Raw genomic sequence first — 19,970 nt, forward strand, 5'->3', positions numbered from 1 at the left:
ATGACGAGGTGAGCATTCTCACCCCGGCCGGTCCAAGGCGGACCCACCTGGGATTTGTTCCTCTCCGTACCCTGTCGCGCCCTCGAGAGCACTGCGGTCGTTCACTGCGGGCGGGCACACTTGGGCATGCGCTGCTGCCTGTCCGCTCCCCTTGCCGCCCTGTCGGCGCTCCCCGATCCCTGCCAGATCATGCGATCCGGTGCCCTCCTCACGCCCGCGCTGCTGCGGGCCGCCGCCGATGCACTGCGCGGCCCGGCGAGGCACCGTCACCGCGGCGGTGTGGCGGCCGTCCATCTGGAACTGGTCACGCTGACCGAGGACCGCGCCGTCATCACCTGGTACACCGGGGTGCCCGGCACCGGCGACGGCCTGGGCCACATGCTCCCCGCGGTCACCGAGGGCGAGGTCGTGTACGGCACCCACCCCGGCCGCCTCAACCGCGTCGCGGCGGAGGACGGGCCGGTGGCGCACCACTACGTGGAGCTCACGGACCTGGAGCCCGGGCAGACGTACTACTACCAGGCCCGCTCGCGGGGCGTGGCCGCGACGCCGACCCCGCTGCATCTCGTGCGCGGCAACGCCGTCGGCACCAATCGCCACGGCCTCGGCTCGAGCGGTGGTCCGTACTCCTTCACCACGCCGCAGCCGCCGCCGGGGCGGCATCTGCTGTCGATCGCGCTCTGCAACGACCTGCACCTGGGCGAGACCACCGCCGGCCTGGTGACCGGCGTGCCGCTGATGCGCGGGGTGCGGCAGGCGCAGGGCGGCGCGCCCTATCCGGAGATCATGAGCCGGGCGGTGGTCGAGGAGGCCCGGCGGCGCGGGGCGGACGTGCTGCTGGCCGCGGGAGACATCTCGGCCGGGGGCCAGGCGCAGGACCTGGCGGAGGCCAGGCGGATCCTGGACGGCTTCGGCGCCCGCGGGCGGGACTACTTCGTCGTACGCGGCAACCACGACCGGCCCGGGCACGACAACTGCCGTTCCTGTGACGGCGGGTGCGGGGACTCCTTCCGCGACGGGTTCCTCGACGGCGACGGGCCGTCGTACTTCGCGCGCGACCTCGGCGGGCTGCGGATCGTCGGGCTCGACACCTACGAGAAGGACGGCAACGGCGCCGACTCGGGCGGGCTCGGCGCAGAGCAACTGTCCTGGTTCCGGGCCCGGTTGAAGGAGAACAAGGACCAGCCCACCGTCGTGTTCGGGCACCATCCGCTCGCCGTGCGGGACTCCGTCTTCCCGGTGACCGGCGGGCAGCGCCTCGGCCGGCGTCAGGCCCGCTCCATCCTCGACGCCTACGCGAACGCCCCCGGCGTCTTCCTCCACCACGCCGGCCACACCCACCGCAACAAGCGCACCGTGCTGCCGCAGGCCCCGCACGTCACGATGCAGGAGGTCAGCGCGGTCAAGGAGTATCCCGGCGGCTTCTGTCTGGTGCGGATCCACTCGGGCGGTTTCGCCGTGAACCACTACAAGTCCAGCGGCCTGGCGGCCCGCGAATGGGGCGAGCGCAGCCGCCGCGTGGCCGCCGGCCTCTGGCCGCACCACGCCCTCGGCCGCTCGGTCGCCGACCGCAACAGCATGACCCCCCGCGACCTGTCCGGCATCACCCGCCCGACCCCGAAGCTCCCCGCCCAACGCCGGCCGCAGGCCGTACGTCCACTGCCGTAGGGCCGGTACGGCGGATCAGGTCGCCCTCGGGCGACGGTTCCTCTCGACCGCCTCGCGCGAGGTCTGCGCGTGCCCGGCCCCGCAACGCCGGCATGATCCGCCGGGTGGGACCTGAGCGCCAACGGCCCCGGCGCCAGGAACGCGAGGGACAGCAGCATCCAGCGGCGAACCGCGCAAGAGCCGGTGCGGCGGATCAGCTCGGCGAACGGAACAGCGCAGCGCGGGAACACATGCCCCACGCGTCAAGCTGATCCGCCCAACAGGCCCTGCACCCCCGCGGCACATCACACCGCCTCCTTACGGACTTCTCGGTGTGTTCCGGGCGGCATCGGGGCAGGCGTCCTAGCGTCGGTGGCATCCGCCCCATGAATCCCACGCCCAGGGTGCCACCGGCGCGAGACTTCACCCAGGGGCGGCGGAACGCCGTACGTCGACGGCCGTGAGGGCCAGCGCCAGCGGCCCCGGCGCCAAGAACGCCAGCGGTATCAGCATCCACGCGCACAGCACGGCCGTCGCCACGGCGAGCAGGACCAACGCACTGCCGCCCGCGTCCCGTACCGCATCCCGCGCAGCCTCCCGCACCGCCACCCGCCAGTCCGTGAGCGACTCGGGACGGGCACAGGCCCGCAGTCCCACCACCGCGGCGCACGCTCCGATCACGGCGGCCACCACCGCGAAGAGCGGCGCCCCCGGCAACCCTGCCCCCGCCAGCGCCAGATCCGCGGCGAACAGCAGCAGCCCCGTCAGCGCCACGGCCCCTGCGCCCAGGTCGCCCGCCCGCAGGCGGCGTCGCAGCAAGCCGAAGTACCGCCCGGCGGTGGCCGGTTGGTCCTCCCCCGCGCCCCGCAGCACCGCGCAGGCCGTCGACAGCGCGGCCGGCGCGGTCAGCAGCGGCACGCACGCGACGGCGGTGGCGAGGCCGACGCTGAGCACGTCGGCGAACAGCGTCATGCGCGGCCCGAAGACCTCGCCCGGCTCACGCATCCGCGTCCCGCTCGTCCCCGTATCGCTCCTCCCGCTCATCACGCTCATCCCTTCAGCCCGGAGCTGGCCATGCCCTCCACCAGGAACCGCTGGAAGGCGAGGAAGAACAGCACGATCGGCAGCAGCGCGATCACCGACATCGCGAACATCGGCCCGAACGCCGACTGACTCGACGCGTCCACGAACGACCGCAGCGCGAGCGTGAGCGTGAACTTGTCCGGGTCGAAGAGGTAGATCAGCTGGGTGAAGAAGTCGTTCCAGGTCCAGATGAACGTGAAGATGGCCGTGGTGATCAACGCGGGGCGGGTGAGCGGCAGGATCACCCTGAAGAAGCTGCGGAACGGCCCGCAGCCGTCGATCCGGGCCGCCTCCTCCAACTCCCTCGGCAGACCGCGCATGAACTGCACGATCAGGAAGACGAAGAAGGCCTCCGTGGCGAGGAACTTCGGCAGGATCAGTGGCCAGTAGGTGTTCACCAGGCCGAGCTTGTTGAAGATGATGTACTGCGGGATCAGCACCGCGTGGTGCGGCAGCATGATCGTCGCGATCATGAATGCGAACAGTGGTCCACGGAAGCGGAATCGCAGCCTTGCGAAGGCGTAGGCGGCGAGCGAGCAGCTGATGACATTGCCCAGCACCGCGCCGCCCGCGATGAGCAGCGAGTTGCCGAGCAGCCGCCAGATGGACACGTCGTTCACGCCGTCCAGGGCGGTCTTGTAGTTCGACCACTCGAGGTGGCTGGGCAGCAGGTCGAGGCTCGCGATGACCTCGTCGGCCGGTTTGAGCGAGGTGGCGAGCAGCCAGGCCAGCGGGTAGAGCATGACCAGCAGTGCGGCCAGGCAGCCGAGGTGCACGGCGATCCGGCCCCGGCGAACGGGCTTGCGGGGTACGGCAGTTGAGGCTGTCGTGGTCATCGGTCCCCCTCGGAGGCGTAGAAGACCCAGGAGCGGGAGGTGCGGAACAGCACCGCGGTGACGGCACCGATCACCAGCAGCAGCACCCAGGCCATGGCGGAGGCGTAACCCATGTGGGAGGCGACGAAGCCGCGGTCGTAGAGGTAGAGGGTGTAGACGAGGGTGGAGTCGGCGGGGCCGCCCTTGCCGCCGCTGACCGCGAAGGCGGGTGTGAACACCTGGAAGGCCTGGATGGTCTGCAGGACGAGGTTGAAGAACAGGACCGGGGACAGCATCGGCACGGTGACGGACAGGAACTGCCGCCATTTCCCTGCCCCGTCGACGGCGGCCGCCTCGTACAGCTCCGCCGGGATCTGCTGCAGCCCGGCGAGAAAGATGACCATCGGCGCCCCGAACTGCCACACCGTCAGCAGCGCCACGGCGACCAGCGCCCAGCCGGGCTTGTTGACCCAGCCGCCGGTTCCGAAGAGGTTGTCCACCGTGCCGCCGTCGTTGAAGACGGCCCGCCACACCAGGGCGATGGACATCGACGCGCCGAGCAGCGAGGGGGCGTAGAAGGCGGATCGGTAGAAGCCCTTGCCGCGCTTCATGGACTTCAGGGCGAGTGCGACGACCATCGCCAGCGCCAGTTGCAGGGGCACCGCGACGACGACGTACGTCAGGGTCGTCACGACCGACCGCCAGTACCGCGGGTCCTCGGTGAACATCTGCGTGTAGTTGCGCAGGCCCACCCAGTGCGGAGGGTTGAACAAGTCGTAGTCGGTGAACGACAGATACAGCGAGACGGCCATCGGCAGCAGCGTCAGCACGGTCGCGCCGAGCACCCATGGGGACAGGAACACCCAGGCGGCGCCCTGGCGTTCGCGCTTGGGACGGCGTTCGGCAGCAGGCACGGACCGGGGCGGGCGTGCGGTGGGTGCGGGGACGTCGGTGGTGGTCATGACCTCAGCTCCGCCTTCGCCTCGGTGACGTAGTTCTCGGCCGCCTCGCGGGGCGACATGCGCTCGTACGACACCTGGTCGTAGTCGCGCTGGAAGGTGGTCTGCAGGGCGTTGTCGCCGGACGGCGGGGCCTGCGGCGGGTCCTTCAACGTGCCTTCCAGCAAGGCCTGGTAGTCGGCGACGGTCCTGTCGAAGTCCTTCAGCTGCGAGGCGGTCTGCTCGCGGATGGTCTCGTTGACGGGGATGCCGCGGGTCGCGCCGAGGATCTTCGCCGCCTGGTCGTCGTTGAGGAGGAAGTCGATCAGCTCGGCGGCCTCCTTGCGGTGGCCCGTGTGGGCGCCGATGCCGAGGAACATCGACGGCTTGAAGTACTGGCCGGGCGTGCCGTCCTCGCCCGACGGCATCGGCGCCAGCGCGATGCCGCCTTCGACCAGCGCGAGGTAACCGCTGGACGGGGCGTCCCAGTTGAAGTCGGCGGTCGCCTTGCCGCGGCCGAGCGGGGTGTTCTCGACGGAGCCGTCGAGCTGCGTGGTCTGCTCGGCAGGGGACACGGCGCCCTCCCGGCGGAGTCTGTCGGTGAAGGTCCACCACCGGGCGAGGTCGTCGGCGGTGAAGCCGAGGCCACCGGTCTTGGTGTAGAGGGACTTGCCCTGGCCGCGCAGCCACACCTCGAAGGCGTCTTCGCTCTGGCCCGGGTCGGTGCCGCCGGGCTTCCCGGTCTTCTTGGCCAACTCCCGCATGGCGTCGGCCCATTGGGTCCACGTCCAGCCCTTGCCCGGGAGCGGCACTCCGGAGCCCTTCCAGGCCTTCACGTCGTAGACGACGGTCTCGGTGCCGCGGCCCTGCGGGATCGCGAACTGGGCTCCGTTCACCCGGCCGGCGGCCAGCAGGCCCGCGTCGATCTCGCCGGTGCGCAGGGTGTCCTTCACCTGGCCGAGGTCGAGCAGGACGTGTCCGGAGGCGTACTGGTCGATCTGGCGGTAGTCGAGCTGCATCACATCGGGTGCGTCGCCGCCCGTGGCCTGGATGGCGAGCTTCTGCTTATAGGCGTCATAGCCCGAGAACGACGTCTGCACCTGCACGTTCGGGTGCTGCTTCTCGAACAGGGCGACCGCCTGCTCGGTGCGTGCCGCGCGGTCGGGGTTGCCCCACCACGTGTATCTCAGCACGACCTTGCCGCCGCCGACCGACGCCCCGGATCCCCCGCAGCCGGCCAGCACCGCACCGAGCGCGAGTGCGGCGGCCGCTGCGCAGAACCCCTTTGTCCTGTGTCCGGGCATGCAGAGGTCACCTCTTCCTCCGCGCACCCTGCCGAGCACAAAGCGCGCAGAAAGCGCTTGCAATCGCAAGCGACCCTAGGTGCGGGGCATTGTCAGGACAACCCCCGTGCACCCAAGTCCCGCCACTCACAGCCCGATTGAGATTGGACTGGACCTCTTCCGCTATTGGCATGGACCTGTTCATGATCCCCGACTATGCTCTGCCGCGCATGAAGTGAGAGCGCTCTCAACGTTCTGCTGTTCCACCCCCACCCTGCTGGAACAACGAAGGGCTACTCCCTTGAGACGCACAACAGCCATGCGCACCGGACTGTCCGCACTCCTCCTGCTCGGCACCTGGGCCACCGCGAGCACCCTGCCGGCCTCCGCCGCGGACACCCACGAGGGCTCCGCCGAGGCACCCGCCTCCGCCGGGCTCCTCACCGCGATGCAGCACGACTTCGGACTGACCAGGAGCCAGGCCGAGGCACGCCTGGCCGCGGAGAAGACGGCAACCGCCGTGGAACGCAAGGCGAAGCGCGCCGCCGGATCGTCGTACGGCGGCTCCTGGTTCGACGCGGGAAGCGGCAGGCTGACCGTCGCCGTCACCCGGTCCGCGAGCACCCAGACCGTACGGGCGACCGGCGCGGACGTACGCCTCGTGAAGCACAGCGCGAAGCAGCTCGACGCGGCGAAGGTCCGCCTCGACAAGCTCAACGCCCCTGCGGGAGTGAGCAGTTGGCACGTCGACCCCAAGGCCAACAAGGTCGTCGTGAACGTGGTCTCCGCGCGCAAGAGTGACAACGATGTCCGACGCTTCCTGGCACAGGCCCGCCAGGCGGGTCCCGTCACCGTGCAGCAGACGTCCGCCGCACCGGAGACCTTTGCCGCCGGGACCGTCGGCGGCGACCCGTTCTACACCGGCAACGTCCGCTGCTCCATAGGCTTTTCGGTGTACGGCGGCTTCGTCACCGCCGGGCACTGCGACCAGCACACCGGCGCGGTGTACGGCTGGGACCGCTCGTACGTCGGCAACTTCCAGGGCTCCTCGTTCCCGGACAACGACTACGCCTGGGTGAACGTCGGCAGCGGCTGGTGGACGGTACCGGTGGTGCTGGGCTGGGGCACGGTCTCCGACCAGCTGGTGCGCGGCTCCGCCGAGGCCCCCGTGGGCGCGTCCATCTGCCGCTCCGGCTCCACCACGCACTGGCACTGCGGCACCGTCCTCGCGAAGAACGAGACGGTCAACTACAGCCAGGGCTCGGTGTATCAGCTCACCAAGACGAGTGTGTGCGCCGAGCCCGGTGACTCCGGCGGCTCGTTCATCAGCGGCGACCAGGCACAGGGCGTCACCTCCGGCGGCTGGGGCAACTGCAGCTCCGGCGGCGAGACCTGGTACCAGCCCGTCAACGAGATCCTCAACCGGTACGGGCTGACCCTGCACACCGCCTGAGCTGGACCCCGGGTGCACGACCCGCAAGTGCGGTGGATTCACCGGCAGTTCACCGAACCTGCCGTCCACGTCGGTTCATGTCGTGCACCAACGGCCTACGCTCGACGGCGCCTTGGCGGCGGACGCACTCGTGGCGTCCGCCGCCCCCCACTGTCCGACCGACGGAAGGTCCCGCCTCATGGTCCGCAGATCCGCGGCCGCCGCACGGCGGTTCGGGGTGAGAGCCGCCGCTCTCACTCTTACCACCGCGCTCGCCGCAGCACTGCCCGCGCCGGGTTCGTCGGCCGCCGACGGGGCCGATGCGGTGGCAAGTCCCACCGCATACGTGGATCCCCTCATCGGCACGACGAACGGCGGCAACACCTACCCCGGCGCCACCCTGCCGTACGGCATGATCGCCTGGTCCCCGACCAGCACCACCGGCGACCAGACCAGCACGGGTGCCGCGAACGGCTACGAGTACAACGTGCGGCGGATCCGCGGTCTGAGCCTCACCCATGTCAACGGCGCCGGCTGCAACCCGGGGGCCGCGGGCGACGTACCGATCATGCCGTTCGTCGGGGACGTCACCTCGTCGCCGTCGGCCGACACCAAGGACGCCGTGTACGCGTCCAACTTCTCGCACGGCAACGAGCGTGCGGTGCCCGGCCGTTACTCGCTCGGCCTCGACTCCGGTGCGCGGGCCGATCTCGCGGTGACCCGGCGCGCGGGCGTCGCCGACTTCACCTTCCCGGCGGACAAGCCCGCGAGCCTGCTCTTCCGCGTCTCCAACTCCCTCAACGGCAGCGAGGACGCGCACATCGACATCGACCGGGCCCACCGCAAGGTGACCGGCTGGGTGCTCACCGGCGCGTTCTGCGGGCGGCGCGCCAACGGCGGGACCAACAACCGCAAGAGCTACTACCGTCTGTACTTCAGCGCCTCCTTCGACCGCGACTTCGCCACCACGGGCACATGGAGGGACGGCACCCTCTCCCCCGGCGCCACCTCGGGCGGAGGCGGCGAGGGGTACGCCACCGGCGCGGACCGGGCGGGGCGCGGTTCCGGTGGCTGGGTCGGCTTCGACACCGGCTCCGACAACGATGTCCGGATGCGGCTGGGCATCTCCTACGTCAGCGTCGCGGGCGCCGAGTCCAACCTCCGCCGCGAGATCGCCCCGGACTCGACCGTCGACGACATCGCGGCGGACGCCACCCGCGCCTGGGACCGCGAACTGCGCTCCGTCCGTATCGACGGCGGCACCACGGCGCAGCGCACCACCTTCTACACGGCGCTCTACCACGCCCTGATGCAGCCCAACCTGATCAGCGACACCGACGGCCGCTACCCGGGGATGGACGGCGTGCCGCACCGCCTGGCACGCGGGCAGGGCGCGCAGTACAGCAACTTCTCCGGGTGGGACCAATACCGGGCGCAGGTGCAGCTGCTGGCCCTCCTCAAGCCGCGTATCGCAGGGGACTTCGCCCAGTCGCTCTACAACTTCGCGAAGCAGCACGGCGGGGTGTGGGACCGCTGGGTGCACATCAACGGGGCGACGCATGTGATGACGGGCGACCCCTCGGCGGCCACCCTGGCGACCTTCTACGCCATGGGTGTGCGCAACTTCGACTACCGGGGCGCCTTCGACTCCCTGCTCCACCAGGCCACCGTGCCGAACCCGGACGGGCTGTCGGATGCGGGCTGTCCGGGCCAGTGCACCGGTCAACGGCCCAATCTCGCCCAGTACTTGAGCTCTCACTACGCGGCGCAGGACGTCTGTCACTGCTGGGGCGGGGCCGCCGAGACGCTGGAGGACTCGGTCGCGGACGCGGCGCTGGGCAAGTGGGCCGAGCTGCTCGGCCGTGACGAGCCGGCCGCCGAGTTCACCGAGCGCGGCGGCTGGTGGCGCAACGTCTTCAACTCCGAGGCCACGGACGGCGCGGGCACCACGGGCTACATCCAGGCCCGCAACCTCGACGGCTCCTGGGTCTCGCCGTTCAGCCCGGGCAGCGACCGCGGCTTCGCGCAGGGGACGAGTGCGACGTACACCTGGATGGTGCCGCAGGACGTCCAGGGCCTGGCCGAGGCGATGGGCGGACGGGAGAAGGCCGCCCAGCGGCTCGACGGCTTCTTCCACAAGCCGGACGGCTCCTGGTCCGTCAAGGGCGGCGACGCGCTGCGCTACGACCCGACCAACGAGCCCGGAATCCACGCCCCTTGGCTCTACAACGCGCTGGGCCGGCCCTGGAAGACGCAGGCGACCGTCCGCCAGATCCTCGACACGGTCTACGGCACCGGACCGGCGGGCCTGCCCGGCAACGACGACCTCGGCACGATGTCCGCCTGGTACGTCTTCTCCGCGCTCGGCCTGTATCCGCAGACCCCGGGCAGCGCCTCAATGCTGCTGGGCACACCGTTGTTCCCGCACGCCGTGGTCGACCGGCCCGGCCGGACCGACATCGTCATCGACGCGCCGGAGGCCGATGCCGACCATCCGTACGTGAGTGCCGTACGCCTCAACGGCCGTCTGCATGACCGCTCCTGGACCGACGCGGACCTGCTCCGGCAGGGCGGCACGCTCACTTACCGCCTTGCCACCGAACCGGACACCGGGTGGGCGACCTCGACGGCGGGGCTGCCCAAGTGAGCCGACAAGTGACGCGTCTACTGCTCGCCGACTGGCTCGGCTGCCAGTTCCCGTTGATACCAGGTGCCCGGCTTTCCGCCGACGGAGGCGGGGTCGGCCGGGCCGACCGGGACGAACCCTGCCTTGGTCAGCACCTTCTGGGACGCGACATTGACCGTGGCGGTGGCCGCCCTCAGCGTGTGCAGTCCGTGGCGTGCCACCGCCAGCCGGCACAACTCCCGTACGGCCGCGGTCGCCACGCCGCGGCCGGTGACGTGCTGGGCGACGCGGTAGCCGAGTTCGGCGGTGCCGTCCTCCAAGTCGTACAGATTGAACCGGCCCACCACCGAGCCGTCCTCGGCGACGAGCAGGTAGAAGGCACAGACACCGGCCTCCTGTTCGGCCAGCAAGGCGTCGTACCGCTCGGCGTACCGCTCGAAGAACTCGTCCCCGCGGTCGGAGACCGAAGCGGCGAAGTAGGCACGGTTCGCCAGCTCGAAGGCGAGAACCGCCGGGGCGTGGCCGGCCTGCAGCTGTTTCAGCTCGGGCATTGAAGCACCTTACTGGGATGACGCGTCGAGTCCACGCGAGTTCCCGCCGATGGCCGCGCAGGCTCGTCCTCAGGCCGGGGTCTCACCCGTGACGGTCAGGACCGCGCGGCCGAGGATGTGGCCGGCGATGTTGAAGCCGAGGAAGGCGGGTGTGGCCTCGGCCGGGACGCCGATCTGCTCGACGTCGAGGGCGTGCACCACGACGACGTAACGGTGCGGGCCGTGACCGGCCGGTGGGGCGGCGCCGATGAAGCGGGCGGCTCGGGCGTCGTTGGGCAGCTGGTAGGCGCCCTCGGGCAGACCCGAGCCGGCGTCGTCGCCCGCGCCCTCGTCCAGTGCGGTGACGTCGGCCGGGATGTCGGCGACCGCCCAGTGCCAGAAGCCGGAGCCGGTCGGGGCGTCCGGGTCGTACACGGTGACGGCATAGCTCTTGGTGCCCTCGGGGGCGCCGCTCCAGGACAGCTGCGGCGAGGCGTCCTTGCCACCCGGGACGCCGAAGATCCCGGAGTACTGCTCGGCGGGGACCTGGCCGCCGTCGGTGAGGGTGGTGGAAGTGACGGTGAAGCCCGGGACCTCGGGGAGGCGGGCGAAGGGGTTGTTGGCGGTCATGGGGCGATGCCGTTCCTTTCGGAGATGTCAGGGGTCGGGCAAGGCTGAGGCAGGGGGCGATCGGCCTGTCTCAGATCGACGATAACACTGATAATCGATTATTGAAGGGATCGTCTATGCTGAGCCCATGACTCAGACGGCTGACAGCTCGGCGGCCCCCGACGGCAAGCAGATGCTCTCGGAGCGGGTGTACGTCCTGCTGCGGGACGCGATCATGCGGGGCGCCTACGCGCCCGGTACGCCCCTGAAACCGCAGGAGCTGGCCAAGGAGCACCAGGTCAGCCTGGCCGTCGTGCGGGAGGCGCTGGTGCGGGTGGTGGGCGAGGGACTCGCCGACCGGCTGCCCAACCGCGGCTTCGCGGTGCCGGACTTCTCCGACCTGCGCTGGCAGGAGATCGCCGAGGCCCGCCGCACCGTCGAACCGCTCGTGCTGCGCATGGCGATCGAGCGCGGCGACGTCGACTGGGAGGCGAGGGTCCGTGCGGCGCACCACCGCCTCGCCCGCACGCCGGCCTTTGCGCCGGAGGAGGGCGAGTACTTCAGCGCCGCCTGGGCGGAGGCCCACCGGGTCTTCCACCGCACGCTCCTGGAGGGCTGCGGCAACACCGTCCTGCTGGGCACCTTCGACCGGCTGTGGACAGCGAGCGAGCTGGCCCGCCGGTGGTCCGCGCACCGGACCCCCGAGCGCGACTTCCTCGCCGAACACCGCGCCCTGGAGGAGGCCACCGTGGCCCGCGACGCCGACACCGCCGCCGACCTCCTGATCCGCCACCTCACGCTCACCGCCGCGGGTCTGACCTCCTGCACTCACGAGGGCACACCAGAAGGACCATGACGCGGCCGGCCGGCCCGGCCGTTGATCTCAGGCCGCTTGCCAACGGCGCTTCTTGCGGCGCTCCTGTCGGTGAGCACCGATCACGCCCCCGACAAGGCCCAGCGCCAGCGCGACCATGACCAGCCACTTGCCCGCGCCGGCACCGAACAGAGCGCCGTCGACGAGGAACACCACAGGAACCGTCAGGAAGACCCAGCCCAGGCTCCAGGCCTGCACCAGGGCGTCCAGCAGGCCGCTCAGCCCGGCCCACAGGGCCAGACCGAGCAGCAGCCAGAGGGCCGAGGTCCGCGTCCACATCGAGTCCTCGGACGGCGGCGGGAAGGTCTGGGTGTGGCCGCGGACGGTGATGCCCACGACGGCGCCCTGCCAAGTCCGCAGCTCCGCCCGGCTGCCCCGGACGGCGGCGTCGTACGGCCCGTTCCCGACCTCCAGCCACTCGGTGCCCCGTACCCCGTTGATGCGGAGCTTGTACTTGGTCGTGCAGCTCCGATTGCTGCCGGTGCCGGAACAGCCCTGGATCTCCGTCTTGTCCACGACGCGGGTCTCTTCGCGGCCGATGCAACTGCCGGTTGCGGCGGGACAGTCGGCCGCCTGCCGGTAGACAACGGTCTCCCGGTACGCCTCGACCGTCCACTGTGCGCTTACGACGATCCCGGCACCCGCCGCGACCACGACGAGCACCCGCAGCCAGACCGGCAGACGCCGCGCGAGCCACCCCTTCGGGCCGCTGTTCCGCTTCCCCTGAAGGTCCTCACGCGCCCGTGCCTCCATCTCCCGGATGCCCATCGTGCCCCCGTGCCGTGCCTCTGCGAACTGGACGGTAGAGGGTACGACGTGACAGGTGAACGGGGGTCAACGAGGGTGAAGGGGCGCCGTGTTGCCCGCGCCTTGCACCTCAGCCCTCGATCACCGGAACGTCGGCGGCGCGAGTGAAGCGCGGCAGCGCAGCAGTGCCGATCGCGAGTGCGGCGACGATGCCCATCTGCGCGTACTCGACGGCGGCGAAGGCGTGCGGGATGCCGTGCGGCGCGAGGGCGAGGTAGAGGGTGCCGAGAGTGGCGACGCCCAGGGCGAGGCCGCTCTGCTGCAGGGTGATCAGTACGCCGCTGCCGATGCCGCCCAGGTGGGCGGGGACGTCGGCCAGCACGCTGCGGAACAGGCCGGCGAACAGCATCGACTGTCCGGCGCCGGCGAGCGCGAGCGGTGCGGCCATGGCCCACAGGCCGGCCTGCGGACGGCTCGTCACGAGTACGGCGACCAGCCAGGCCAGACCGGCCAGTTGGACCACCGCGCCCGCGGCCATCGCGGCGCGTCCGAAGCGGCTGATCAGGCGCGGGGCGAGCACCGAGCCCGCGAAGAACAGCAGGGCCATCGGGAGGATCGCAAGGCCGCCGTGGAGGGCGTCGGCGTGCAGCCCGTTCTGGACGGTCAGGGCGAAGACGAACATGAACGCGCCGAAGCCGATGCTGAACGCCAGCACCATGGCCAGTCCGCGTGACATCGACGGCAGCCGGAGCAGCGACGGCGGCAGCAGCGGCACCTCACCGCGCCGCTCAGCACGCTTCTCCACGCCGTACGTGGCGGCCCCCAGGACCACAGCGACGGCGAGCAGCAGCCAGACCCACCAAGGCCAGCCCAGCGCGTGCCCCTCGGTCAGCGGCACGAGCAGGGCGACCAGCGTCGCGGCGAACAGGACGGTGCCGGGCAGGTCGATGCCGACGGGGTGCTCGGAACGTGTGGCCGGCACGATGCGGGCCGCGACCAGCAGGACCACCAGTCCGATGGGTACGTTGACCAGGAAGATCGGCCGCCAGGAGGTGCCGGCGATGTCCGCGCCGACCAGGAGGCCGCCGACCAGCTGCCCCACGACGGCGGCGATGCCCGAGGTCGCGCCGTACAGGGCGAGGGCGCGTGCCTTGCGCTCGCCGTCCAGGGCGTGGTGGAAGGTCGCCAGCACCTGCGGCACGAGCAGCGCGGCGGTGGCCCCTTGGACGATCCGCGCCGTGATCAACACCCCGACGCCGGGTGCGAGTCCGCAGGCCAGCGAGGCCAGCACGAAGCCGACGAGTGCGACGAGGAAGAGCCGGTGGCGGCCGTAGCGGTCCCCGAGCCGGCCGCCCAGGACCAGCAGGGCCGCGTACGCGACGCCGTAACCGGCGATCACCAGCTGCAGCGAGGACGGCGAGGCGTGCAGGGAGGTGTCGATGCTGGGCAGGGCGACGTTGGTGATGAAGAAGTCCATGATCGGCAGGAAGGCGCCTGCCAGGAGTATGAGGACGCCGGTCGCATGCAGGTCCGGGGCGGTGTGATGGGTGCGGTGCCGGGCGGCGGTGCCGCCCGTGTGTGTGGTGGCCATGGCCAGCCTCTCGCATGGGCAATTACTTGCGTGCGCCAGCAACTATAGAAGTTGCGTGCGCAAGTAAGCAAGAAGTAGGCTGGGCGCATGCCCGACAGCGACGAGACCGCCCCGCTCTCCGAAGAGGAAAAGGCCCTGATCAGGGCACTGCGGCCGGCGATGGCCGCCTTGATGCGGTCCTTCGACGAGGACCTGCGCCGGGCTCAGGGGCTGAGCCACACGGAATACATCACGCTGATGTTCCTGGCCGAGGCCACGGACCGCACGATGCGCCTGAGTGATCTGGCCGAGCTGGTGCAGCAGTCGCCTTCGGCCCTCGGCCGCACGGTTCGGCGGCTGGAGGCCGAGGGGCTGGTAGCGCGCGAGCAGTCCGCGGAGGACGCCCGCTCGTTCCACGCGATCCTCACCGACGCCGGGCTCGCCCGCCTGGACGAGGCCCACCCCACCCACATCGCCAGCGTCCGCCGCCACCTGTTCGACCGGCTCGAGGGCGTCGATCTGGGCCGACTGGCCACGGCCTTCCACGACATCACGGGCACCGTCTGAGCCGGGTCGACTCGAAGCCACCGGCTGCGCGAACTGGCGTACGCATCATGGGTGTTGGGACGTACCTTGTGCCGTGGACAGTCCACGCCCCGGCCGAAGAGGGACGGTAGCCATGACCGACTCCGCGACGACGCCCGAACCGGCGGCGCAGCACAACATCGACACATCGGTGCCGCACTCGGCCCGGATCTGGAACTACTGGCTGGGCGGGCAGGACAACTACCCCGTCGACAAGGAGGCCGGCGACGCGTACACCGCCGTCTTCCCCGGCATCGTCACCATCGCCCGCAGCAGCCGCGCCTTCCTGCGCCGCAACATCACCTACCTGGTCGCCGAGGCGGGCATCCGGCAGTTCCTGGACGTCGGCACCGGCCTGCCGACCGCCGACAACACCCACGAGGTCGCCCAGCGCATCGCACCCGAGAGCCGGATCGTCTACGTCGACAACGACCCGATGGTCCTGGCACACGCCCGCACCCTGCTCCGCTCCACCCCGGAGGGAGCCACCGCCTACGTCGACGCCGACGCGCTGGACCCGGACCGCGTCCTGGCGGCCGCCGCCGGGACGCTGGACCTCACCCGCCCCACGGCCCTCATCCTCAGCAACATCCTGGGCCACGTCGCGGACCACGACCAGGCGCGCTCCCTGGTCACCCGCCTGATGGACGCCCTGCCGTCCGGCAGCCATCTGTCCATCAACGACGGTTCACGGGGCATCGACCCGGTCTTCGAACGGGCCCAGGACGCCTACAACGAGAGCGGCGCCGTCCCGTACATCCTGCGCACCGTCGACCAGATCACGGCGTACTTCGACGGCCTGGACCTGATAGCCCCCGGAGTCGTCCCGGTCCCCTTCTGGCGCCCGGACACCACCTCGCCCGCCCCGGAACCGATCGGCGAACACGGAGGCCTCGCCCGCAAGCCGTGACGCGCTCGGCAAGAGGTTCACGATGATCTCGGCGCGCGCCCCTTCGGTCCTGCGACGGGCCCGGACGCCGCCGCCTTCAGGAGGCGGCGGAAGGTCGGGCATTCCATGTGGCTCGGGGCGGGGCAGGCCGCGGCGTGGCGCAACGAGTCGCGCAGGACGGTGAGTTCGCGGATCTTTCCGTCCAGCTCGTCCGCCTTGTCCGCAAGCACCCGACGGTCGATGCGCGGCTGCCCGTCCGGCGCGAACATGCGGGCGATCGCGTCCAGCGAGAACCCGGCGGTGCGCCCCAGCGCGATCAGCGCCAGGCGGTCCAGTACGCCGGGGTCGTACTGGCGGCGCAGGCCCCGTCTGCCGACCGAGGCGATCAGCCCCTTCTCCTCGTAGAACCGCAGTGTCGAGGCGGGCACCCCGGCACGGCGCGTCACCTCGGCGATGTCCAGGTCTGTCATGCTCTTTACCTCAAGTCGACTTGAAGTGGCACGGTGTCATCCCGGCCCCTGAGAAGGCAAGCAAGGGGCAACAGAGGAGGCGATCATGGACGGCGCGCGCAGGACGGACGACGAGCAGGCGGCCCGGTGGAACGGGCCCGCCGGTCACGCCTGGGTCGCAGGGCAGGCGGTGCTGGAGGAGATGTTCCGGCCCTTCGAAGAGATGCTCGTAGAGGCCGTGTCGCCGCTGCGCGGAGGCCGAGTGCTCGATGTCGGCTGCGGCACCGGCGGCACCACGCTGGCCGTTGCGCGCAAGCTCGGTCCGGAGGCCCGTTGCGTCGGCGTCGACATCGCCGAACCGGTGATCGCCGCGGCCCGGGCGCGCGCCGAGCGGGAGGGGGCGCCGGTGTCCTTCATCCTCGACGACGCGCAGGAGCACGCGTTCGAGCCCGCCGGCTTCGACGCTCTCATCTCGCGCTTCGGCGTGATGTTCTTCGGCGACTTCGTGCGGGCCTTCACGAATCTGCGGCGGGCCGTGCGGGACGGGGCCGTGCTTCGGTTCATCGTCTGGCGCAGCCCGGCCGAGAATCCGTTCATGACCACGGCCGAACGGGCCGCGGCACCGCTGCTGCCCGACCTGCCCGTCCGCCGGCCGGACGAGCCCGGGCAGTTCGCCTTCGCGGACCCGGACAGGGTTCGCGACCTCCTGGCGGACAGCGGCTGGGACGGGATCGACATCCGGCCGGTCGACGTCGAATGCGCCTTTCCCGAGCGGGACTTGATTCCGTACTTCACCCGGCTCGGTCCGGTCGGCCTGGCCCTGCCCGGGACGGACGAGCGGACCCGGGCGCGGGTCGTCGAGACGGTCCGGGCCGCGTTCGAACCCTTTGTGCACGGCACGGAAGTCCGCTTCACGGCCGCCTGTTGGACGGTCGATGCGCGGGCGTCGACCGCGCCGTAGTCAGTGCCGGGCGAACTGGACCCGGGTCGGCTGCGCCACGTTCGGCCGGATCGCGATCCCGTCGACGGTGAGTCGTTCGCCGTAGATGTCGGTGATTCTGATCGCTCCGCCGCAGCCGCTGCCGTCCTCGGAGAGGAAGTAGTTGTAGTCGGTGCGCGCCAGTTGGCGCCAGCCGCTGCCGGTGCGGACCTCCAGCCGGGCCAACGGGTTGCGGTGGCCGATCACCTGCAGCCCGCACCAATAGCGGCTGGAGCCCGTCTTGTAGCGGACGGAGAGCGTGCCGACGCTGCTGGGGCTCGCCAGCTTCCATGTGATCGGGATCCGGCCGGCCGAGGGGGCCGCGAGCTTGGCGAAGGCCTCGGCGCTGAGGTCGATCTGGCCGGGGGCGCAGTCCCCCGGGCATTCGTTGGTGATGCGGACCGTGATGGAGGCGCCGTTGGCCGCGCGGACCTGTACGTACGCCCCGCACGCCTTGGCCGTCTCGTAGTCGGTGTGGTTCATCGCCCCGGTCAGGACGTCGCTGCTCGCGTCGTACAGGCAGGCGCCGGTGCCGTCGGAGTCGTAGAAGGTGGCGACTCCTCGGTAGGTCACGCCGGGGCGGATGCGGCCCGCCAACGGGGCGGTGCCGGACGCCGGTTGAGCGGCGTCCCTGGCCGACGGTTTCGCGGATGTGGCGCGGGCGGACGGCTTCCGCGAGGTGGCTTTGGCCGAGGGCTTCGGTGACACGGCGGTTGCGCCGGCGGACGCGCTCGGGGACTCCGACGCGGACGGGACGTTCGCCCGGGCACCGGCGGCGGGCGTGGCCGCGGCGGGGTCGGCGTCGGACTTGTGGCCGGGCAGGAGGACCAGGGTCAGAGAGGCGACGATGAGGGCCGCGGCCGCCGATATGAACAGCCAGCGTCTGTGCACCGGACCTCCTTGACGACCGTGGGCCGTTGCCGTGAGCGACGGGCAGCGATCGTGCCAGACCCGGGAGCGCGGCGACAAGCGCGACTTGAGGGCGGCAGCCGCACCTCACCGCCCGGCCGCGAAACTTTCGGATTTCCGGCAACCCTTTCCCGAGCAGCGGCGACTGTCGCATGCTGAGGACTCTGCCCACGGGCCGGTCTCCCGCGCCCGGCGCCCGCCGAAGGGACGAGATGACGCACAAGAAGGCCCTGGTGGTCCGAGGCGGCTGGGAGGGACATCAGCCGGTCAGGGCAACAGAGTCGTTCCTGCCCTTCCTCGAAGGCAACGGATACACCGTGCGGATCGAGGAGTCGACCGACGTCTACGCCGACGCCGCCGAGATGGCCGCCACGGACCTCGTTGTGCAATGTGTCACGATGTCGTCGATCACCACCGAACAGCTGTCCGGGCTGAGCGCGGCGGTCGTGGCGGGCACCGGGTTCACCGGGTGGCACGGCGGCATCGCCGACTCGTTCCGCGCCTCCTCCGACTATCTCCACCTGGTGGGCGGCCAGTTCGCGACCCATCCGGGCAAGGAGCCGTGCGAGCGGCAGGGGGACGAGACCGACAACTTCCTGCCGTACACCGTCAACATCACCGAGCTCGGCCGCGAGCACCCCGTCACCGCCGGCATCGAGGACTTCGACCTGCACACCGAGCAGTACTGGGTACTGCACGACGACCTGATCGACGTGCTGGCCACCACCACCCATCCCGCCCGGCCGTGGCAGCCCTGGGACCGGCCGGTCACCTCGCCGGCGGTCTGGACCCGGCGATGGGGCGCCGGGCGCGTCGTGGTGACGACACCGGGGCACAGCCTCGACGTGCTGGAGAACCCGAACGTCCGCACCGTCATCGAGAGGGGCATGCTGTGGGCGACGCGCACCGCATCGGCGTCGTAGGTCTCGGGGTCATCTCCCGCGCGTACCTGGACACGCTCGTCGGCCATCCCGCCGTACGCATCACCGCGGTCGCCGACCTGGACGCCTCCCGGTCGGCCGCCGTCGCCGCCGAGCTGCCAGGCGTCGCGGCACTGACCGTCGAGGAGCTGCTGAGCAGCCCGGACGTGGACACCGTGCTGAACCTGACCGTCCCCGCGGCGCACGCCGAGATCGCCCTCGGCGCCATCGGCCACGGCAAGCACGTCTACGGGGAGAAGCCGCTGGCCGCCACCCTCGACGACGCCCAGGCCGTGGTGGAGGCCGCCGCGAAGGCGGGCGTCGGTGTGGGGTGCGCGCCGGACACCGTCCTGGGCACCGGGATCCAGACGGCGCGGGCGGCCGTGGAGACGGGAGAGATCGGCCGTCCCCTGTTCGCCACTGCCGTGATGATCACCCCGGGGCACGAGCGCTGGCATCCCCACCCCGACTTCTACTACACCGCCGGCGGCGGCCCGCTGCTGGACATGGGGCCGTACTACCTCGCGTCCCTGGTCCACCTGCTGGGTCCGGTGCGGGCCGTGACCGGGGCTGCCGGCCGGCTGCGCGGCGAGCGCGTCATCGGCTCCGGCCCGCGCGCGGGCGAGCGGATTCCGGTCGAGGTGGACAGTCATGTCTCCGGTGTCCTGGAGCATGCGGGCGGGGCTCTTACGACGATCACGACGAGCTTCGACGGTGTGGCCACCACGGCGGCGCCGATCGAGGTCCACGGCGAGTCGGGCACGCTCGCGGTTCCGGATCCCAACGGCTTCGACGGCGAGGTGCGGCTCTTCGCCCTCGGCGACACACAGTGGCGCACGCTGCCGCCGTCGGCGGGCTATGCCGCGGGTGCGCGGGGCGTGGGCCTGCTCGACTTCATCGCGGCCGACGGAGAGCGGGCGCCGCGCGCGAGCGGCGCTCTCGCACTGCACGTGCTGGAGACGATGACCGCTCTTCTACGGTCGTCTGCGGAGGGTCGGCGGATCGAGCTGACGACGTCGGCGGAACCGCCGGTGTCCGTTCCGCTGACGGCCGCCGGGGAGTGGTGAACGACCGCACCGGAATCA

At 71.1% G+C, this 19,970-nt stretch carries 19 protein-coding genes; 9 read left to right on the forward strand and 10 right to left on the reverse strand.

Annotation, left to right across the window (positions count from 1 at the left end; all coding sequences use genetic code 11):
• Positions 1-126: 126 nt before the first annotated feature.
• Positions 127-1,668, forward strand: coding sequence for a metallophosphoesterase family protein (locus tag ABZ880_RS02860; RefSeq protein WP_361255702.1), 1,542 nt, complete (start codon positions 127-129; stop codon positions 1,666-1,668).
• Between the two features lie 402 nt (positions 1,669-2,070).
• Here the strand turns inward: ABZ880_RS02860 and ABZ880_RS02865 are convergent, their stop codons facing one another.
• From ABZ880_RS02865 to ABZ880_RS02880, 4 genes are read right to left on the reverse strand one after another with little or no spacing between them, the layout of a single operon-like run.
• Positions 2,071-2,691, reverse strand: a complete 621-nt coding sequence (locus ABZ880_RS02865) for a hypothetical protein (protein ID WP_361255705.1) — start codon at positions 2,689-2,691, stop codon at positions 2,071-2,073.
• A 5-nt stretch (positions 2,692-2,696) separates the two neighbouring features.
• The gene (locus ABZ880_RS02870; RefSeq protein ID WP_361255708.1) at positions 2,697-3,566 is read right to left on the reverse strand and encodes a carbohydrate ABC transporter permease; all 870 of its coding nucleotides are present in this window, start codon (positions 3,564-3,566) and stop codon (positions 2,697-2,699) included.
• Positions 3,563-4,507, reverse strand: coding sequence for a sugar ABC transporter permease (locus tag ABZ880_RS02875; RefSeq protein WP_361255711.1), 945 nt, complete (start codon positions 4,505-4,507; stop codon positions 3,563-3,565). The genes ABZ880_RS02870 and ABZ880_RS02875 overlap by 4 nt, the downstream gene beginning before the upstream one ends.
• Positions 4,504-5,787 (reverse strand): ABC transporter substrate-binding protein, encoded by a 1,284-nt coding sequence (locus ABZ880_RS02880; protein ID WP_361255714.1) that lies wholly within the window; start codon positions 5,785-5,787, stop codon positions 4,504-4,506. The genes ABZ880_RS02875 and ABZ880_RS02880 overlap by 4 nt, the downstream gene beginning before the upstream one ends.
• 298 nt (positions 5,788-6,085) lie before the next feature.
• Between ABZ880_RS02880 and ABZ880_RS02885 the strand changes: the two genes are divergently transcribed.
• Positions 6,086-7,219 carry a S1 family peptidase gene (locus tag ABZ880_RS02885; RefSeq protein WP_361255883.1) on the forward strand — a complete coding sequence of 378 codons (1,134 nt, stop codon included), beginning with the start codon at positions 6,086-6,088 and terminating at the stop codon, positions 7,217-7,219.
• A gap of 178 nt (positions 7,220-7,397) precedes the next feature.
• Positions 7,398-9,845 carry a GH92 family glycosyl hydrolase gene (locus ABZ880_RS02890; RefSeq protein ID WP_361255717.1) on the forward strand — a complete coding sequence of 816 codons (2,448 nt, stop codon included), beginning with the start codon at positions 7,398-7,400 and terminating at the stop codon, positions 9,843-9,845.
• Positions 9,846-9,862: 17 nt separating this feature from the next.
• On the opposite strand, the gene ABZ880_RS02895 is transcribed toward ABZ880_RS02890, so the two are convergent.
• Positions 9,863-10,375, reverse strand: coding sequence for a GNAT family N-acetyltransferase (locus tag ABZ880_RS02895; RefSeq protein WP_361255719.1), 513 nt, complete (start codon positions 10,373-10,375; stop codon positions 9,863-9,865).
• Between the two features lie 69 nt (positions 10,376-10,444).
• Positions 10,445-10,984 carry a YbhB/YbcL family Raf kinase inhibitor-like protein gene (locus tag ABZ880_RS02900; protein WP_361255722.1) on the reverse strand — a complete coding sequence of 180 codons (540 nt, stop codon included), beginning with the start codon at positions 10,982-10,984 and terminating at the stop codon, positions 10,445-10,447.
• Between the two features lie 127 nt (positions 10,985-11,111).
• Between ABZ880_RS02900 and ABZ880_RS02905 the strand changes: the two genes are divergently transcribed.
• Positions 11,112-11,819: a GntR family transcriptional regulator gene (locus ABZ880_RS02905; protein WP_361255725.1), complete on the forward strand. Its 708-nt coding sequence runs from the start codon at positions 11,112-11,114 to the stop codon at positions 11,817-11,819.
• Positions 11,820-11,846: 27 nt separating this feature from the next.
• Here ABZ880_RS02905 and ABZ880_RS02910 read toward each other — a convergent pair whose 3' ends face one another.
• Both ABZ880_RS02910 and ABZ880_RS02915 read right to left on the reverse strand, forming a co-directional pair.
• A complete protein-coding gene (locus ABZ880_RS02910; protein WP_361255728.1) occupies positions 11,847-12,605 on the reverse strand; it encodes a hypothetical protein in 759 nt (252 codons plus the stop codon).
• A 109-nt stretch (positions 12,606-12,714) separates the two neighbouring features.
• Positions 12,715-14,175 (reverse strand): MFS transporter, encoded by a 1,461-nt coding sequence (locus ABZ880_RS02915; RefSeq protein ID WP_361255731.1) that lies wholly within the window; start codon positions 14,173-14,175, stop codon positions 12,715-12,717.
• Positions 14,176-14,262: 87 nt separating this feature from the next.
• Here ABZ880_RS02915 and ABZ880_RS02920 point away from each other — a divergent pair, with 87 nt between their 5' ends.
• Both ABZ880_RS02920 and ABZ880_RS02925 read left to right on the forward strand, forming a co-directional pair.
• The gene (locus ABZ880_RS02920) at positions 14,263-14,721 is read left to right on the forward strand and encodes a MarR family transcriptional regulator (RefSeq protein WP_361255734.1); all 459 of its coding nucleotides are present in this window, start codon (positions 14,263-14,265) and stop codon (positions 14,719-14,721) included.
• Positions 14,722-14,833: 112 nt separating this feature from the next.
• Positions 14,834-15,649 (forward strand): SAM-dependent methyltransferase, encoded by an 816-nt coding sequence (locus ABZ880_RS02925; protein WP_361255737.1) that lies wholly within the window; start codon positions 14,834-14,836, stop codon positions 15,647-15,649.
• A gap of 17 nt (positions 15,650-15,666) precedes the next feature.
• On the opposite strand, the gene ABZ880_RS02930 is transcribed toward ABZ880_RS02925, so the two are convergent.
• A complete protein-coding gene (locus tag ABZ880_RS02930; protein WP_361255740.1) occupies positions 15,667-16,098 on the reverse strand; it encodes a helix-turn-helix domain-containing protein in 432 nt (143 codons plus the stop codon).
• Positions 16,099-16,183: 85 nt separating this feature from the next.
• Here ABZ880_RS02930 and ABZ880_RS02935 point away from each other — a divergent pair, with 85 nt between their 5' ends.
• Positions 16,184-17,038, forward strand: a complete 855-nt coding sequence (locus ABZ880_RS02935) for a class I SAM-dependent methyltransferase (RefSeq protein ID WP_361255743.1) — start codon at positions 16,184-16,186, stop codon at positions 17,036-17,038.
• Here the strand turns inward: ABZ880_RS02935 and ABZ880_RS02940 are convergent, their stop codons facing one another.
• Positions 17,039-17,947: an expansin EXLX1 family cellulose-binding protein gene (locus ABZ880_RS02940; protein ID WP_361255746.1), complete on the reverse strand. Its 909-nt coding sequence runs from the start codon at positions 17,945-17,947 to the stop codon at positions 17,039-17,041.
• A 230-nt stretch (positions 17,948-18,177) separates the two neighbouring features.
• Here ABZ880_RS02940 and ABZ880_RS02945 point away from each other — a divergent pair, with 230 nt between their 5' ends.
• Together ABZ880_RS02945 and ABZ880_RS02950 are read left to right on the forward strand one after the other, a co-directional pair.
• Positions 18,178-18,888: a ThuA domain-containing protein gene (locus tag ABZ880_RS02945; protein WP_361255749.1), complete on the forward strand. Its 711-nt coding sequence runs from the start codon at positions 18,178-18,180 to the stop codon at positions 18,886-18,888.
• Positions 18,858-19,952 (forward strand): Gfo/Idh/MocA family oxidoreductase, encoded by a 1,095-nt coding sequence (locus tag ABZ880_RS02950; RefSeq protein WP_361255752.1) that lies wholly within the window; start codon positions 18,858-18,860, stop codon positions 19,950-19,952. Before ABZ880_RS02945 ends, ABZ880_RS02950 begins: the two co-directional genes overlap by 31 nt.
• The last annotated feature ends 18 nt before the right edge of the window (positions 19,953-19,970 follow it).

This window comes from Streptomyces sp. NPDC047043 (assembly GCF_040644055.1).
Lineage (GTDB): Bacteria > Actinomycetota > Actinomycetes > Streptomycetales > Streptomycetaceae > Streptomyces.